This is a genomic window from Archangium sp. (assembly GCF_036277355.1).
Lineage (GTDB): Bacteria > Myxococcota > Myxococcia > Myxococcales > Myxococcaceae > Archangium.
Map to the genome: position 1 here is coordinate 34,997 of NZ_DASUNC010000105.1, position 14,885 is coordinate 49,881.

The window sequence follows — 14,885 nt, forward strand, 5'->3', positions numbered from 1 at the left end:
TCCACCCGCGGGCCTTCCCAAAAGCGGAACGCGCGGGGGGAGTGCCCCACACCGCGCGTTCCGGTCAACCGGCTCGTCTCCAGGGCAACCGGTCCGTCCCGGCGCGCCCAGTCAGCGCGCGCACGGGACGGGCCCCACCGCTCAGGCGGCCTTGCGCGTCTCCTTGCGCGACTCCTTGCGCGTCTGGCGCCGCCGCAGGGACACGTACCGCGCCAGGGCGAACAGCCCCAGGTACAGGCTCGCGTCCGCGCCCGAGGTGGCGCCGCAGCCGCAACGCTCGGCCTTCACGGTGATGCCCACCGGAGCGGAGCCCACCACGTTGCCCGCGCTGTCGGAGAACACGGCCGTCACCGTGTGCGCCGTGCCGCCCGCCACCCTGGAGCTGTCCCAGGTAGCCGTCAGCGTCGCCTCCGTGCCGGTGGCGATCACCTGCCCATCCACCAGGAGGGAGAGCCGGGCCGGCGTGGTGCCCGCGGCCACCGCACCCGCGGCGGTGATGCGGACCTCACCGGACACCTCCGTGCCGCCCGCGGGCTCCGTCACCGCCACGGTGGGCTGTGCGAAGGGCGTGACGTTGGTCTGCGCGACGCCGCTCAGGCTGGCCTGCTCGGCGTCCGTCAGGGTGAGCGTCCTCAGCCCCGAGGACATGAACGTCACCTTCAGGCCGGAGAGCACCCCGTCCACGAAGGCCGCGTTGGCCGGGAGGTGTCCCGAGCCGTCCGAGCTCGCCACCCGGACCGCCCCCGCGTAGGAGGTGGCCACGTTGCCGTACGCGTCATACGCCGTGGCGGAGAGCGTCACCTCCTGGCCCGCGGTGACGCTCGCGGGGAGCGACAGCGCGTAGCTGGCCACCGGGCCCGGCGTCACCTCGAGCGCCGTGCTCGTCGCACCCGCGAAGCCCTGGGCGCTCGCCACCAGCGTGTAGCCGGTGCCGGCCTTGCGCAGGGACACGCCGTCGAACTTCGCCACGCCATTCACCGCGGACACCGGCGCCGCGCCGAGCAGCATGCCGGCCGCCGGGTTCGCGCCGAGGCTCAGCGTCACCTGGGCGCTGCCGCCGGAGAGCACGTTGCCCTGGGCGTCCTGCAGCTCCACCTCGATGGGCGCCAGCGTGACACCCGCCGCGACCCGGGCCTGCGTGCCGCGGAAGACCAGGCGCGCCGGAGCCCCCGTGGAGACCTCGAACGCCGAGCTCGTCGCCGAGGACAGCGCGGCCGCGCTCGCCTGGAGCGTGTAACCGCGGCCAGGACGGTTGAGCGACAGGTCCTCGAAGGTGGCCACGCCGTTGACGGCCGCCACCGTGGTGGTGCCCGTCAGCACCGCACCGCCCGGGTTGGAGCCCAGGGAGAGCGTGATGGCATCCGACGCCCCCGTGACGAGGTTGCCGAAGGCATCCCGGATGGACACGCGCACCGCCGGGCCCATCGCCGCACCCGCCTGCGCGGCACCGGGCTGGACCGTGAAGGCCAGCGCCGCCGCCGCACCGGGCGAGACATCGAACGTGCCGCTGGTGACGTCCACCAGCCCGTCCGCCTTCGCCAGCAGCCGGTAGCCCGCCGCCGCCTGGGTGATGGCCAGGTCGCCGAAGGCCGCCACGCCGCCGCTCGCCGTCACCGTGGTGGTGCCGCCCAGCGTGGCACCCGTGCCGCCCTGGAGCGTCAGGGTGATGCTGTTGGCCGCCGCCACCGGGTTGCCGAAGGCATCGCGGATCTCCACCTCGACCGGGGCGAGCACCGCGCCCGCCGTCGTGTGGGCCGGACCCGTCCGGAACACCAGCCGCGAGGACTTGCCGGCCTCCACGTCGAACGCCGCGCTCGTCGCGCCCTCGAGCGAGCCCGAGGCCGCGACCAGCGTGTAACCCGCGCCCACCCGGTTGACGGTCAGGTCGCTGAAGGAGGCCACGCCGTTGACGGCCGCCGCCTTCATCGTGCCCACCAGCGAGGCCCCTTCCGGGTTGCTCGCCAGGGACAGGGTGACCTCGTCATTCGCGCTCGCCACGAGGTTGCCGTACTCGTCCTGGACGGCGACCTTCACCCCCGGGGCGAAGGCCGTGCCCGCCGCCACGTTGGCCGGCTGGACGGAGAAGGCCAGTGCCGCCACCGCGCCCGGAGCGATGTCGAAGGCGCGGCTGGTGGCCTCCGTCAGGCCCGTGGCGTTCGCGCTCAGCGTGTAGCCCACGGCCGCCCGGCGGATGAAGAGCGACGGGAAGGTGGCCACGCCGTTGACGGCCGCCACCGTGGTGGTGCCACCGAGCGAGCCGCCCGCCGGCCCCCCCAGCGAGAGCGTCACTTCCGCCGTCGCGCTGGTGTTGAGGTTGCCCTCCACGTCCTGGATCTCCACCGTCACGGGGGCGAGCGTCGCGCCCGCCACCGCGCTGGCCGGAGGCGTGCGGAACGCCAGCCGGGCCGGAGCACCCGCGCGGACGTTGAAGCCCACGCTGCTGTCCAGGAAGAGTCCACTGCCGCCCGCCTGCAGCGTGTAGTTGACGCCGGGGCGCGTCACCGTCAGGGCGTCGAAGGTGGCCACACCCCTCGCCGCGTTCACGGTGGTGGTGCCCGCCAGGGCGCCGCCGCTCGCGTTGTAGGCCAGCGACACGGACACGGGCGAGTTGACCTGCGTCGCCAGGTTGCCGAGCCGGTCATACAGGGAGACCTCCACGGCCGGGGAGATGGGCGCACCCACCGCCACGTCGGAAGGCTGCCGGGTGATGAGGGCACGGTACGGCTCGCCGGGCGTCACCTCGAACAGCTCGCTGCCCGCGCTGGTCAGCGTGCCCGAGGTGGCCGTCAGCTTGTTCCCGGTGCCCACCTTGTTGAGCGACAGGTTGGAGAAGGTGGCCACACCGCTCACCGCCGCCACCGTGGTGGTGCCGGAGAGCGTGGCGCCTCCAGGACTGGCGCTCAGCGCGAGGACGACGTTGGCCGTGGACGTGCTCACGTTGCCGAACCTGTCCAGGATGGCCACCTGCACCGGAGGAGCGATGGGCACTCCCGCCGCCACGGTGGAAGGCTGGGTCACGATGGCCAGCTTGTTGGCCGCGGCCGGGGTGATGTTGAAGCCGGAGCTGGTGGTACCGGTGAGGCCGGTGGCGCTGGCCGCCAGCGTATAGCCCGTCCCCACCTTGTCGATGGACAGGCCGCTGAAGGTGGCAACGCCGCTGCTCATGGCCACCTTCGCGGTGCCGGACAGCGAGCCACCGCCCACGTTGTCACCGATCACCAGGGTGACGAGGTACGAGCCCGTGGACACCGTGTTGCCATACACATCCGTCAGGCCCACCTTCACGGCGGGCGAGAGGGAGGCACCGGCCACCGCGTTGGTGGGCTGCACGGTGAAGCCCAGGCGGGCCGCGGGGCCGGGGGTGACGGTGGTGCTGGCACCGGCGGTGATGCCCGGGTTCGCCGTGTCCGTCGCGGTGACGGACTGCGCGCCCACGGTACCGAAGGTGACGGGCAGGCCGCTCGCCACGCCCGCGGTGAAGAGCGCGGTGGAGAGCACCACCGCGCGGGGATCCGAGCTGGTGAGCGCCGCGCTGCCATTGTAGCCGGTGGCCACCTGGCCCACGGCGTCATACGCCGTCACGCTCACGGCCGACTCCGTGCCCGCGGCCACCGAGGCCGGGAGCCCGGTCACCTTGTAGGCCACGGCCGGTCCCGGAGGCGGAACGTTCGTGGTGCAGCGGACCACCGAGTCCGCCGTGACGCGCACATCGTCCACGTAGAAGCCCTCGTAGCTGTTGGAGCCGTCACTGTGGAAGCGGAACCCGAACCACACCTTCTGCCCGGCGAGCGCGCCCAGGTTGACGGTCACTGGCTTGAGCGAGCCGTTGGCGTTGATGCTCTGGTAGGTCCAGATGCGGGTCGACGTGCCGCTGAGCAGGTTGTCGTAGAGGCCCGCCGAGAGGTACGGCTGCGTCGAGGACACCGTGTCGGACACCTCGGTCCAGGGACCGCTCGCGCCCGTGGTGCTGTAGACGAGGTAGACGCCGTCGAACCTGGACTCCAGGTTGTACCAGACGTTGAACGTCATCTGGGGGCTGAGGGGGCTGGACGGAATGGCGAAGCCGTTGATGTCGGACGACACCGAGCCGTTGCCTCCCAGCACCAGCAGGTGATCCTGGGTGTTGGAGTAGGTGCCGCCACACGTGGTGCCCGTCGAGGCCATCCGGTACGCGTTCGTGGCCGACTGGTAGTGGCAGCCGGAGAAGATCTTCATGGTGGACGCGCTGCCGGTGATGACCGTGGGGAGCCAGTACGCGGACGCGCTGGCCGGGCGGTTGGCGTCGAAGTCATCGAAGTAGCGCACGCCCGGCGTCACGGTGCCGGTCACCGTGGTCCCCTGCTGCACCGAGTTGGTCTCCTCGAACGTGGCCGTGCTCGTCTCGGTGGCGCGCACCACGTAGTAGTACGGGGTGCCTTGCGCCAGGTTCAAATCATCCGAGAACGAAGTGCCCGTCACCCCGGTGGCGATCCGGTTGGCCGCCGAGGGGGTGAAGCCCGGCGTGGTGCTCCGGTACACCGAGTAGCTGAGGGTGCCACCGCACAGCGGCGTGGCCGCGGACCAGGCCAGGGTGTTGGTGCAGGTGCTGGAGACGCCGCTGTTGACGGAGGTGAGCCCCGCGAACGTGGGCGGCAGCGTGCACACGCCCGTGCTCACCACCGAGGCCTCGTTGGAGTCCGGTGACTCGACACAGTCCACCGCACGCACCACGTAGTAATACGTCGTCCCGCCCGACAGGCCGGCGTCCGTGAACGGCGGCGCCGCCACGGAGCCCACGCGCGTATACGGCCCGCCCCGCGTCGTGGCCCGGTAGACGTTGTACGAGGTCGCGCCATTGGGCGCCCAATCCACGTCGACGCGGCTGGTGCCACTCGGGGTGGCCGTCACCCCGGAGAGCGTGCCACCCGGAGTACCGCAGACGTTGTAGACGACGAGCGCGAAGTCCTGATCCACCGCCACGCCGTTGTTGGGCACACCGTCCGAGTTGAGGTTGGTGGCCGTCACCGTCACGGTGAAGGGACCCGTGATGCCCGCCGGCAGGAAGACGCTCTCCACGTTGTTCTGGGTGTCCGCGCTGCCGCCCGTCACGGACGTGCCACCGCTGAAGACGTTGCCCTTGTACGTGTTGCCCCCCACCGTCACGGTGAGGTCCAGGTTGTTCTTCCAGGCGCTGCCGGTGGTGGAGCCCGGAGCGTCCGTCCAGGCCAGCGTCACACGGAAGGGCCGGGTCGCATCCACCACCCGGTTGGTGAAGGTGCGCGTCTCGCCCGTGGTGCGCAGCAGGTTGTCCGGCCGCTGGTCCTCCAGCAGGCGTTGGACCCCGTCGAACGCCATGCCCAGGTCCATCAGACCGGTGCCCTGGCTGTTGGAGTAGAGCGAGTCGTTGGCCCCCGTCCCCGTCATGTAACGGGTGGAGCCCATCAGGAAGGCCTTCATCATCGCCGGGCTGGGCGGAGTGCGGCCCTGGTTGATGAAGTATTGGCGGACGAGCGCCGCCGCACCCGCCACCGCGGGCGTGGAGTGGCTGGTGCCGGAGGAGGCCGAGTACCACTGCTGGCCCGACGACGGGTAGAAGAGGCTGCCGCCGGTGCCGCCACAGACGCCATCGCCAAGACTGGTGAAGCAGGAGAGCGCCGCGCCAGTGGGGTTGGCCGGCGTGGAGGAGCGCTGGCCCGCGGCCTGGGCCACGCCGCCTCCCACGTGCGTGCCCGGAGCCTGGATGTCCGGCTTCTTGCGGCCATCGGCGGTGGGACCGCGGCTGGAGAACGACGCCACGTCGTAGAGGCTGTTGGCCTCGCTGTCGGGGGTCGCGCAGCCGTCATCGCCCCCGAAGGGCCGGACGTTCTCCGAGGCTCCCACGGCGATGACGTTCTTCGCCGTGGCCGGAGAGCCGATGGAGCCCGCGGTCGGCCCGTCGTTACCCGCCGCGACGGCGATGAACATCTCCTGGTTGCCCGGGTTCGGCACCGCCGCGTCCGCGGGCTGCGCGTCGCGCACCAGCGCGTCGAACCGCTGCGCGTCCGCGTCGTACAGGTCGGTGGAGGCGCCCCAGCTGTTGGAGCTGATGCGCATGCCGTCCCGGTACGCGCGCGACTGCAGATCCTCGTAGTCCGGATCCGTGAAGTTGCTCGGGTCGAACACCACCGAGGAGCCCACCTTCACGAAGGGCGCCACGCCCAGGCCATGGAGGAAGCCCGCCGTGTCCGCGTGGGGAGCGCCGCTCAGGTTGACGTAACCCGCCACGATGTGGGTGTTCAGGTTGCCGTGGCCATCGCAGCCCTGGAGGGTGCTGCCCGTGTTCGCCGTGCCCTCCAGCCGGTTGTAGACGACGCGGCTGGCGGCCCCGACATCTCCCTTGACGTACAAGCCGAAGTGGTTGGGCACCGGAGTGCCGTTGTCCAGGCCGCTGTCACTCACGTCCACGCCGAAGCCGGACGCGGTGAACTGCTCCTGGGTGAAGCCCTTGGACGCCAGCCACGCCAGGTAGCCCGGCCCCGTCGGACCGGTGCCGGTGAGCTGCCCGGCGAGGATCATGTCCTGCCGCTCGTCGAACTTCTTGCGCTGCGGGCGCGGCTGGATGGACAGCACATCCGGGCGCTGGACGATCTGATCCAACGCCTTCCGGTCCACCCACGCCACCACGTTCACGTAGTCCATCGCCTCCTGGACCACGCCCTCGCGCGCCTGCAGCCCGCGGATGAGCGCCAGCGTCTCCGCGTTCGCCTCGTCATCCTTGATGAGCTGGATGGAGTAGGTGGGCGTGTCGATCGTCTGGATCGAGGGATCCAGCTTGTAGTCCTCCAGGTACTCGCCATCCCACTGGATGGCCGGGGAGGCGGTGATGTGCCGCTGCAGGCTGTTCAGCGCGGCCCCATCTCCATAGACGAGGTAGGCGTTGTTGGGGACGTACGTCACCACCTTGACGCCCGTGGCCTCCAGCTCCGCGAGCCACTCGGCACGCACCGGGCCGGAGAAGTGCACCAGGTGGAAGCGCTTGCCCACGAACGCCGTCTTCCGCATGCCGCGCAGGGACGTCGCGCTCGCGGTCGTGGTGTCGATCTTCCCCGCGTTCAGCAGGATGTGATCATAGTCGTCACGCAGCTCCACGCCCGGCGCGGCCGGCAACGACTCCAGCGTGGCGGTGTCCACCTGCACCAGCTTGAAGGAGCCATAGTCCCCGAGGACCCTGGCGCCCTGCTTCTCCAGCTCCGCCGCCTTCTGCGCACTGAGCTGGACCTTGTGGAACGGCGCATCTGAACGATAGCCCTCGAGCCGCTGTCCGGACTCGTTGCCCGAGCCTCCGCACGCCAGCGCCGTCGTGAGCCATGCCACTCCCAGCACTCTCGTGGACACACCACGAGCGCGCATACCGGCAGTCCGGTACGCCGATTCCTTCATGGGTCTTGCCCCTTGAACGACGAGCGGGCCACGCCTGCTTCCATGGCTCCGCCCGGTGAAGTCCGGTGGCTGCTCCGCTGTCGGCAACGTCCCCTGCGAACGCCGGAGTTACCCGCCCGCTACCCACCACCGGAGTCTGATGAAATATCACACTCCTGCAAAGACTGACAAGAAGCGGACAATGCAAGCCATTGATTGAAGGTCAATCCTTTTGACACGCAAAGAAAAGGCTTGAGCAGAGCAGCCTGGCAGCCAGGCGTCGCGAGAAGTGCCGCGCTCTCAGAAGTCAGGAAACTCCACGGCGCTTGGAGCTTGAACGAACGGAGGATTTCCGGGACGGTGCGGCCCGGCGGCCACAGTGGCCCCTGCCCCCAGGTGCTTCGACATGCCTTCCACCGTGCTCATCGTCGATGACGAGAAGAACATCCTCCTGACGCTCCAGACGTCGCTGCAGCTGGCGGGCTACCGCACGGAGCTGGCGGCCAGCGGGCAGGTGGCCCTGGACGTGGTGTCCGCGCGCCCGGTGGACGCGGTGCTGATGGACGTGAAGATGCCGGACATGGACGGGCTGACGGCCCTGGCCCGGTTGATGGAGCTCAAACCAGAGCTGCCCGTCATCATGATGTCCGGGCACGGCACCATCGACACGGCGGTGAAGGCCACGCAGCTGGGGGCACGCGACTTCCTGGAGAAGCCCATCGCCCGGGACAGGCTGCTGGTGGCGCTGCGCAACGCGCTCAAGCAGCAGGCGATGCTCGAGGAGCTGCAGGCCCTGCGCGCGGAGGTGGGCCGCTACGACATGGTGGGCAGCGGCCCGGCCATGCAGCGCATCTTCTCGCTCATCCAGCGCACGGCGCCCTCCGAGGGCCGGGTGCTCATCACCGGCGAGAACGGCACCGGCAAGGAGCTCATCGCCCGGGCGCTGCACCAGAACTCCAAGCGCAAGAGCGGGCCCTTCGTGAAGCTCAACTGCGCGGCGGTGCCGCACGAGCTCATCGAGAGCGAGCTGTTCGGCCACGAGAAGGGCGCCTTCACCGGCGCGGTGAGCGTGCGGCGCGGCAAGTTCGAGCTGGCCCACGAGGGCACGCTCTTCCTGGATGAGATTGGCGACATGCCCCAGGCCATGCAGACCAAGCTGCTGCGCGTGCTGCAGGAGGGCGAGCTGGAGCGGGTGGGCGGCGCGGAGACCCTCAAGGTGAACGTGCGCGTCATCGCCGCGACGAACAAGAACCTGGAGAAGGAGATCGAGGCCGGGCGCTTCCGCGAGGATCTCTACTACCGCATCAACGTGGTGCAGATTCACTCGCCCCCCCTGCGCGAGCGGCGGGAGGACCTGCCGGCGTTGATCGACGCCTTCCTGAAGGAGGCGTGCACGAAGAACGGGCGCCGGCCGCTGTCCCTGTCCCCCGAGGCGCTGGCGGTGATGTCCGCCTATGACTACCCGGGCAACGTGCGCGAGCTGCGCAACCTGGTGGAGCGGCTGGCCATCCTCTGCGAGGGCCCCGTCGTCACCGGCCAGGAGGCCGCCGAGCTGCTGCCCCGGGGCAAGGGGGCCGTGCCGCCGTCCGTGGCTCCGTTCGCCGAGGCCTCCGCGCCGCGTACCCCCGCCGTGCCCGTTCCCACGGCGCCTCCCGCGGCCCCGGCGCCCGGCGGCGGATTCCGTCCTCGCGTGGATCGGACCTTCCGCGAGCAGGTGGAGGACGCCGAGCGGGAGATCATCCTGTTCACACTCGCGCACACGCAGGACAACGTCACCGAGGCGGCGCGGCTGCTCGATCTGGAGCGCGGTCACTTCTACAAGAAGATGAAGGCCCTCGGACTCCGCCGGGGAGGCGGCGAACCGTAAGTACGCATTATTGCTGCCCCTTTCTGGTGCTTCCTGCTGCGTTGCTGACGAGCTTCAGGCGCCGTGTGCTCGCCTTGTGCTCGGGTGCTGAAGCTGGTTCCACCAGCCTCAGGGACTCGACGGCCTGGGAGAGGAAGTCGATGTTCCGGCCCAGGTAGTAGGTGGACGTGACGGCGGGCGTGGAGTGCCCAGCGAGCTGCTGGCCGGCACCGAGGTTTCCCAACGTGTCCGCCAACAGGTGGGTGAGGAACGTCTTCCTCAAGTCATGGAAGGTGAAGCCCCGGGGCAGCTCCACCCCTGCGCGAGCGGCAATCCGGCGCACCAGCTTCGCGGTGTGCCACCCCTCGTTGCGCAACCCGCCCTCGGGCGAGGCGAACACCAGCGGCTCCACGAGCGCCCCCTGCCCGTCCCGGGGCAGCGCCCTGAAGGCGGCCTCGAGCTCCGCCCGGAGCGCGGGGTGCAGGGGGATGATCCGCTCCTTGCCGCCCTTGGTGGTGTCGCGCTTCCAGCTGCGGCGCACGTGGATGAGGCCCAGGGGGCCCTCGTCCCAGTGGATGTCCCCCCAGGCCAGCGCCGCCAGCTCGCCCCGGCGCATGCCGGTGAGCACCGCGGTGAGCAGCAGTAGGCGGTACTGCCCGGCGGCCTGCAGCAGCGCGGCCACCTGCTCGCGCGAGAGGAAGCGGGGCGTCTTCACCGACACCTTCGGCCTGGGGACGCGATCCCAGGGGTTCTCCCGGATGGCGCCGAGCTGCACGGCGTACTTGAAGACGAGACGCGCGCGGATGTGCAACTGGCGCACCGTGGCCGGCTCCTGACCCGCGTCCCTGGACTTCATGAGAAGCGCGTCGCAGTCCGCCGGGGTGACGGCCGCCACGGGCTTCCTCTTGAAGTGCGGCACCAGCCACACCTTCACCTGCGAGCGCATGGGGGCCTGGGAGCCCAGGTGCTTGTTGGCATCCAGGTACCGGGTGAAGAGCTCCTCGCACGTCATCGGCACCGGCGCGGGCGCCGCCAGGCCCGAGGCCACCCGCTCGGCGTGGAGCGCCTTCTCCTGGGCCATCCGCTCGGCCTCGGCCTCCATCCTCGCGGACGTACGCTCGCGCACCAACCGCCCCGCGGCATCCCGGTAGCGGATCCACCAGGTGCCGAAGTCGGGGGCGCGCCGCTGCAGGCGCTTGCCGGCGGCCAGCACCGCCTTCCCCTTCTTGTTGGGCCGGAAGTACGCGCTCGTCACGGCTCAGCCCACCTGCCCGTGCTGCCCGCTCTGGGACGCCAGCCAGGCCTTCACCGCCTCGGGGTTGAAGCGGTAGTTGCGCTCGCCGAGCTCGATGAAGGGCAGCCCCAGGCGCTCGCGGCACTGCTTCCACACCCAGGACTTCGACACCTTCAGGTACTGCGCCACCTGGGCGGTGTCCCAGAGCCCGGCCTCGGGCACCTGCACCAGCTTCGGCCTTCTCTCGTTCTTGTTGCAGTTCGTCATCGTCGTCGGGCGCTCCACGGCAACACGCGGAGCGCGAGCTCCTGTGTCGGCCGTCACGTCTGCGTTGGTGTTTCCCCCGCTCCCCCCCCCGCCTCCCCCAGGTTACGTGCCGTTCACTTGCTAACAACTATTGTGCCAGCGCCCTTGCGCCACTCTGGCACGGGGCATCGCTCCGTTCTGGCGCACCCCGTCCATGGGCTGGCCGCGCTGTCTCGGAAGACGGACTACCGAAAGGGCCGCTCCATAGAGCGCGGTGACAAAACGCGTCAGGCGGCCTGTGAGCTCGGTCACAGGGGACCCTGACGGCGGGCGAACCGGCACATACAAGCCGCGCGTGCCGGTGACGTCTGAGAAAGGATTGAGCACCAATCGAGCCACAACCGGGACGCGTCCACCTCGGACGTGCCACGCGGGCGCTGCGCGCCGGTGCTGTCGGGTGCTACTGCGGACATCCCCCATCGCACACCCCAAAAACAGACGCCTCAGCACCGTCTGCAAGGCCGGTGCGAGGCGTCCGAGGCCGACCCCCAGGGCAGTCCATAGGGGCGGGCTTTCCTGAGGCCGACCAGCACAGAAAAAGGTCGGCGATGTCTTCGGGGTGTTGCTGGTACCTGCTTGCAGTCAGGTGGTCCGGCAACAGGGAACTGCAACTAACGGCAATAGATACGCCTACGGCCGGTCAAACGCAAGCGACTGGCGCGAGAGGGCCCGCGGCGACGACTCCGGCTTGGCAGCCGGCAGGTAGCACTTGCCCCCAAACTCATACAGGCGGTCCGGACAGGGAGCGCGCACCTCGTGGGGCACCCAGCATCCGTTGTTGATCTCCACCTCGAGCAGCTTCTCGCACGGCGGGCGCTTCTGGTTGGAGAACGGCTTCTTGGGCAGTGCGCGGGCCAGGACGATGGGGAGGTCATCGGCGCTGTTGGTGAGCACCATGCCCGTGGCGACCGAGGCGTCATCCCAGCCCCACCCGGCGTCCACGTCGCCCTGGGCCAGTTCGGCGCCGGGCTCGTAGTGGGGGGGCGGCTCGGCTCCGCCCAGGTGGAGGAGCACGGCGGCAGCTGCGGCCACGAGCCCCGCGGCGAGGAAGGGACGGCGCCAGCTCGGGGCGGGGCGAGTTTCGAAATTACGAAATTTCGTAATTTGTTGATCGGGGGTGGTCCGCGCGGCGGGATGCCGGGGTGCGGCGCGCAGGTGCGGCAGGGTCTCGGGGCGGTCCACGACGGCGTTGGCGAGCTGCTCAGCGTCTCCCATCATGACCACGAACTCCTCGGCGACATCGGCGGGGAGGCCAGCTGCGGGCGCGCACTCCACCTCGAGGGCGAGGAAGGCCGGGGACACGGAGGAGGTGACGCGCACCTGCCAGTTGGCCAGGGGCTGCTCGTCCACCTGTCGCTCGGTGCGCTGCAGCACCAGCGCGGGCGCGCCCGTCTCCACGTTGTGGGCCCGGTAGATGCGACCCATGTCCTGCGTGTCCCTGTACCTCGGTCCGAGCTGGTACTGCCCGAGCTGGTTCCCCCGCTGCGTGTCGGCCATGGCGCGTGAATCCCTCCCGCGCCGGGTTGTACCTCACCCGCACCGACGCTGTCTCCCAGTGGATATTCACGTCCACCCCTTCTCCTCGGTATGCCGATGCACCTCACCGAGCGCCACCGCAAGCTGATGGGCCTGCCGGAGCCCGAGGAGCCCGCGATCGTTTACGGCCCGGGCAACCTCGCCCACGTCGTTCGGTGCTGCGCCGAGGCGACCCTCTTTCAGTGCACCTGCGACTGGTACAAGTGGAAGTGCCGGGCGCACGGAGTGGCCGGTGAGTGCCACCCCACCAACAACCACGACTAGAGGCCGACTAGCCCCGGCCTCCGCGAGCCTCGGACGGCCCTCCCCCCGCCGTCCGGGGCTCGTGTCTTTCCACACCCACCCACAAGGAGGACTGCCATGCCCTGCCCCGTTCCGTCGCACCTGCCCACCCCCCCCTCCCTCTCCACCCTCCTCGAGGAGCTCGCGACCGTCGACCTGGCCCGGGCCGAGGCCTTCCGCGCCAACGTCGTGGACGTCGAGACGCGCCAGCTGCAGGCCCGAGAGCAGCTCGCCAAGGCCGAGTCGGCCCTGTCCCTCGTGAAGGCGGACGGCACGCTCTCGGCCCAGGCGGACTGGAACCTGCGTTACATGGAGGTCTCCGGCCGCCGGAAGAACCTCCGGCTCCTGGGGGTGGACGCGGACAGCCTCCGTGGGGAGCTCGAGCGCCAGCTGTTCCTCGCCCGGCAGAGTCAGGCCATCGGCCGCGCCGTCTGCTCGGCGTGCGGTGGCACCGGGGATGACGAGGGCAGCGACGGCGGAACCTCGGTGGTGGTGACGAGCTGCGATCCCTGCCGGGGCACCGGCTACGTGCCGGCTCGCCCCTCGGCATGAGGCGGCACCCCTTCTGGTTCGCACACCAGCCGCATCCCGCGCGCCGGTGCCATCGGAGGTCTCATGCGGTTCATCAGCATGTCGTTCGGAGTCCGGGCCATCGCCATCCTCTCGCTCCTCGGTGCCACCATCGCCTACGCCGAGACGCCCGCGCCCGCGCCGTACAGCATCAACACGAAAACGGGCCTGACGCGCACCGCCGAGCGCAATCTCTACGAGGCCGTCCGGCGGATGGTGGAGCCGGTGGCCAGGTCCCTGGGCTTCAACCAGGCCGAGGAGGAGTGCGCCAACGCCACGGCTGCCGAGAAGCTGATCAAGGCCACCCAGGAGGCCATGTCCGGGAAGCTGTTCGGCCTCACCGGTGCGGACGATGCGCTGGAGCACTTCCGCAACAGCCATGACGACTGGTGCAACAGGCAGGGTGGCCAGCGCGGTGCCGAGGCCATCGCCCCCTATGCCAGCAAGGCCGAGTCGTTCATGCGCCCGTTCCTCAAGGAACTGCTCGAGGAGTTGAAGGCGAAGCAGGTGGAGATCACCCCGGCGGCTGCGGCGGCGGCCATCGCGGCGGCGTTGGTCGCGCTTCCGGTTCTCGCCCCGCTGTAGGCGTTCGGGGTCAAGCGCAGTGGACGCATAGACACAGCTACAGAACAAGGAAGGGCCCGGCTCCGAGGTGGAGACCGGGCCCTTCGTGCTTCAGGGGTTGGTGCAGGTCAGCGCAATCGGATGTCGGCAGGCACGGGCCTCGTGGTCGCCGCCTTCAGCTTGGCTCCCCAGCTGAACAGGCCCGAGGCTCCCGCGGCGGTGGTGAGGATGCCCAGCACCAGCGAGAGCGTCACCGGCCTGCCGGCGCCCAGAGCGGCGGAGAGTTGCAGTCCGGCCGCCGTCACGAGCGCCAGGGCGATGCCGGCCGCGTCCGTCCGCAGCCAGGGCAGCTTGGACACCCCGAAGCGCCGCACCACGTACACGAGCCCGAGCACCACCGCGCAGGCAAGCAGGCCCCAGTTCCGGGAGCTCACGGCCTGGGCCACCAACTTCACCACCTCGCCCAACTGCACCTCGCCGGACGTGGAGGTGTCGGGGGGAGGCGCCTCGGGCAGGGCCACCTTGGGCGCGGTGCTCTGGGTCTGGGCCTGGGAGACCAGGTGCGCGGTGACGAGGCCCGCGCCCGTGGACTCGGCCTGGGGCTCGGCCAGCGCGGGGGCGGACAGGGACAGCAGGGTGATGACGGCGAGGGACGACAGGGACAGGCGACGCATGGGTGCTCCTGGGTGATGGGCGCCGGCACGCCGGGCCCGGGGTGAAAGGGTCAGCGGCTCGCCTGCGGCTTCTCGGTCAGCTTCTCGACGGCGCGCGAGAGGCGGGCGATCTCGCTGTTGAGGGCTCGGAGCTGCTCTTCGAGGCGTCCAGCCTGGATGGCGGCGTTGCTCTGGGTGGCAGCGACGCGGGACAGGTCCGTCTCGACGGTGGTGGTGCGGCGCTCGAGGTGGCGCACGTCGGCGCCCAGCGTGCCCCACTGCACGGCGAGCCCGAGCAGCGTGACGACGATGGGCACCGCCATGGTGAGCCAGGGCGAGGGCTTGGACTCGGGGGTGGTGGGGGTGCTCATGCCCAGCGAGAAGGGGCGAGCGCCTGTCCTACATGCACAGCGTTACCGTGAGAGTGAAACGCAATACATGTCCTACATGTGCGACATGTAGTCACCCCCACCCCAAAAAACCGTACAGTGGGGTCAAACTTTGGATTGCTCGGCGG

10 protein-coding genes are annotated in these 14,885 nt (G+C 70.2%); 4 read left to right on the forward strand and 6 right to left on the reverse strand.

Annotated features, from left to right (window positions below; translation table 11 throughout):
* Positions 1-141: 141 nt before the first annotated feature.
* Complete coding sequence (locus tag VFZ09_RS27475) at positions 142-7,332, reverse strand: S8 family serine peptidase (RefSeq protein ID WP_329730643.1); 7,191 nt, start codon at positions 7,330-7,332, stop codon at positions 142-144.
* A 451-nt stretch (positions 7,333-7,783) separates the two neighbouring features.
* Here VFZ09_RS27475 and VFZ09_RS27480 point away from each other — a divergent pair, with 451 nt between their 5' ends.
* Positions 7,784-9,244: a sigma-54 dependent transcriptional regulator gene (locus tag VFZ09_RS27480; protein ID WP_329730644.1), complete on the forward strand. Its 1,461-nt coding sequence runs from the start codon at positions 7,784-7,786 to the stop codon at positions 9,242-9,244.
* Positions 9,245-9,251: 7 nt separating this feature from the next.
* Here VFZ09_RS27480 and VFZ09_RS27485 read toward each other — a convergent pair whose 3' ends face one another.
* From VFZ09_RS27485 to VFZ09_RS27495, 3 genes are all read right to left on the reverse strand, one after another.
* The gene (locus VFZ09_RS27485) at positions 9,252-10,478 is read right to left on the reverse strand and encodes a site-specific integrase (protein ID WP_329730645.1); all 1,227 of its coding nucleotides are present in this window, start codon (positions 10,476-10,478) and stop codon (positions 9,252-9,254) included.
* Positions 10,479-10,481: 3 nt separating this feature from the next.
* Positions 10,482-10,724, reverse strand: coding sequence for a helix-turn-helix domain-containing protein (locus tag VFZ09_RS27490; RefSeq protein WP_329730646.1), 243 nt, complete (start codon positions 10,722-10,724; stop codon positions 10,482-10,484).
* A 669-nt stretch (positions 10,725-11,393) separates the two neighbouring features.
* Positions 11,394-12,260 carry a hypothetical protein gene (locus VFZ09_RS27495; protein ID WP_329730647.1) on the reverse strand — a complete coding sequence of 289 codons (867 nt, stop codon included), beginning with the start codon at positions 12,258-12,260 and terminating at the stop codon, positions 11,394-11,396.
* Between the two features lie 96 nt (positions 12,261-12,356).
* On the opposite strand from VFZ09_RS27495, the gene VFZ09_RS27500 reads away from it, so the two are divergent.
* The 3 genes from VFZ09_RS27500 (at position 12,357) to VFZ09_RS27510 (ending at position 13,736) form a co-directional block, all read left to right on the forward strand.
* Positions 12,357-12,563 (forward strand): hypothetical protein, encoded by a 207-nt coding sequence (locus VFZ09_RS27500; protein ID WP_329730648.1) that lies wholly within the window; start codon positions 12,357-12,359, stop codon positions 12,561-12,563.
* 96 nt (positions 12,564-12,659) lie between these two features.
* On the forward strand, positions 12,660-13,133 hold the full coding sequence (locus tag VFZ09_RS27505; RefSeq protein ID WP_329730649.1) for a hypothetical protein: 474 nt from the start codon (positions 12,660-12,662) through the stop codon (positions 13,131-13,133).
* A 63-nt stretch (positions 13,134-13,196) separates the two neighbouring features.
* Positions 13,197-13,736: a hypothetical protein gene (locus VFZ09_RS27510; protein ID WP_329730650.1), complete on the forward strand. Its 540-nt coding sequence runs from the start codon at positions 13,197-13,199 to the stop codon at positions 13,734-13,736.
* A gap of 107 nt (positions 13,737-13,843) precedes the next feature.
* On the opposite strand, the gene VFZ09_RS27515 is transcribed toward VFZ09_RS27510, so the two are convergent.
* Positions 13,844-14,389, reverse strand: coding sequence for a hypothetical protein (locus VFZ09_RS27515; RefSeq protein WP_329730651.1), 546 nt, complete (start codon positions 14,387-14,389; stop codon positions 13,844-13,846).
* 50 nt (positions 14,390-14,439) lie between these two features.
* Positions 14,440-14,739, reverse strand: a complete 300-nt coding sequence (locus tag VFZ09_RS27520) for a hypothetical protein (RefSeq protein ID WP_329730652.1) — start codon at positions 14,737-14,739, stop codon at positions 14,440-14,442.
* Positions 14,740-14,885 lie beyond the last annotated feature (146 nt).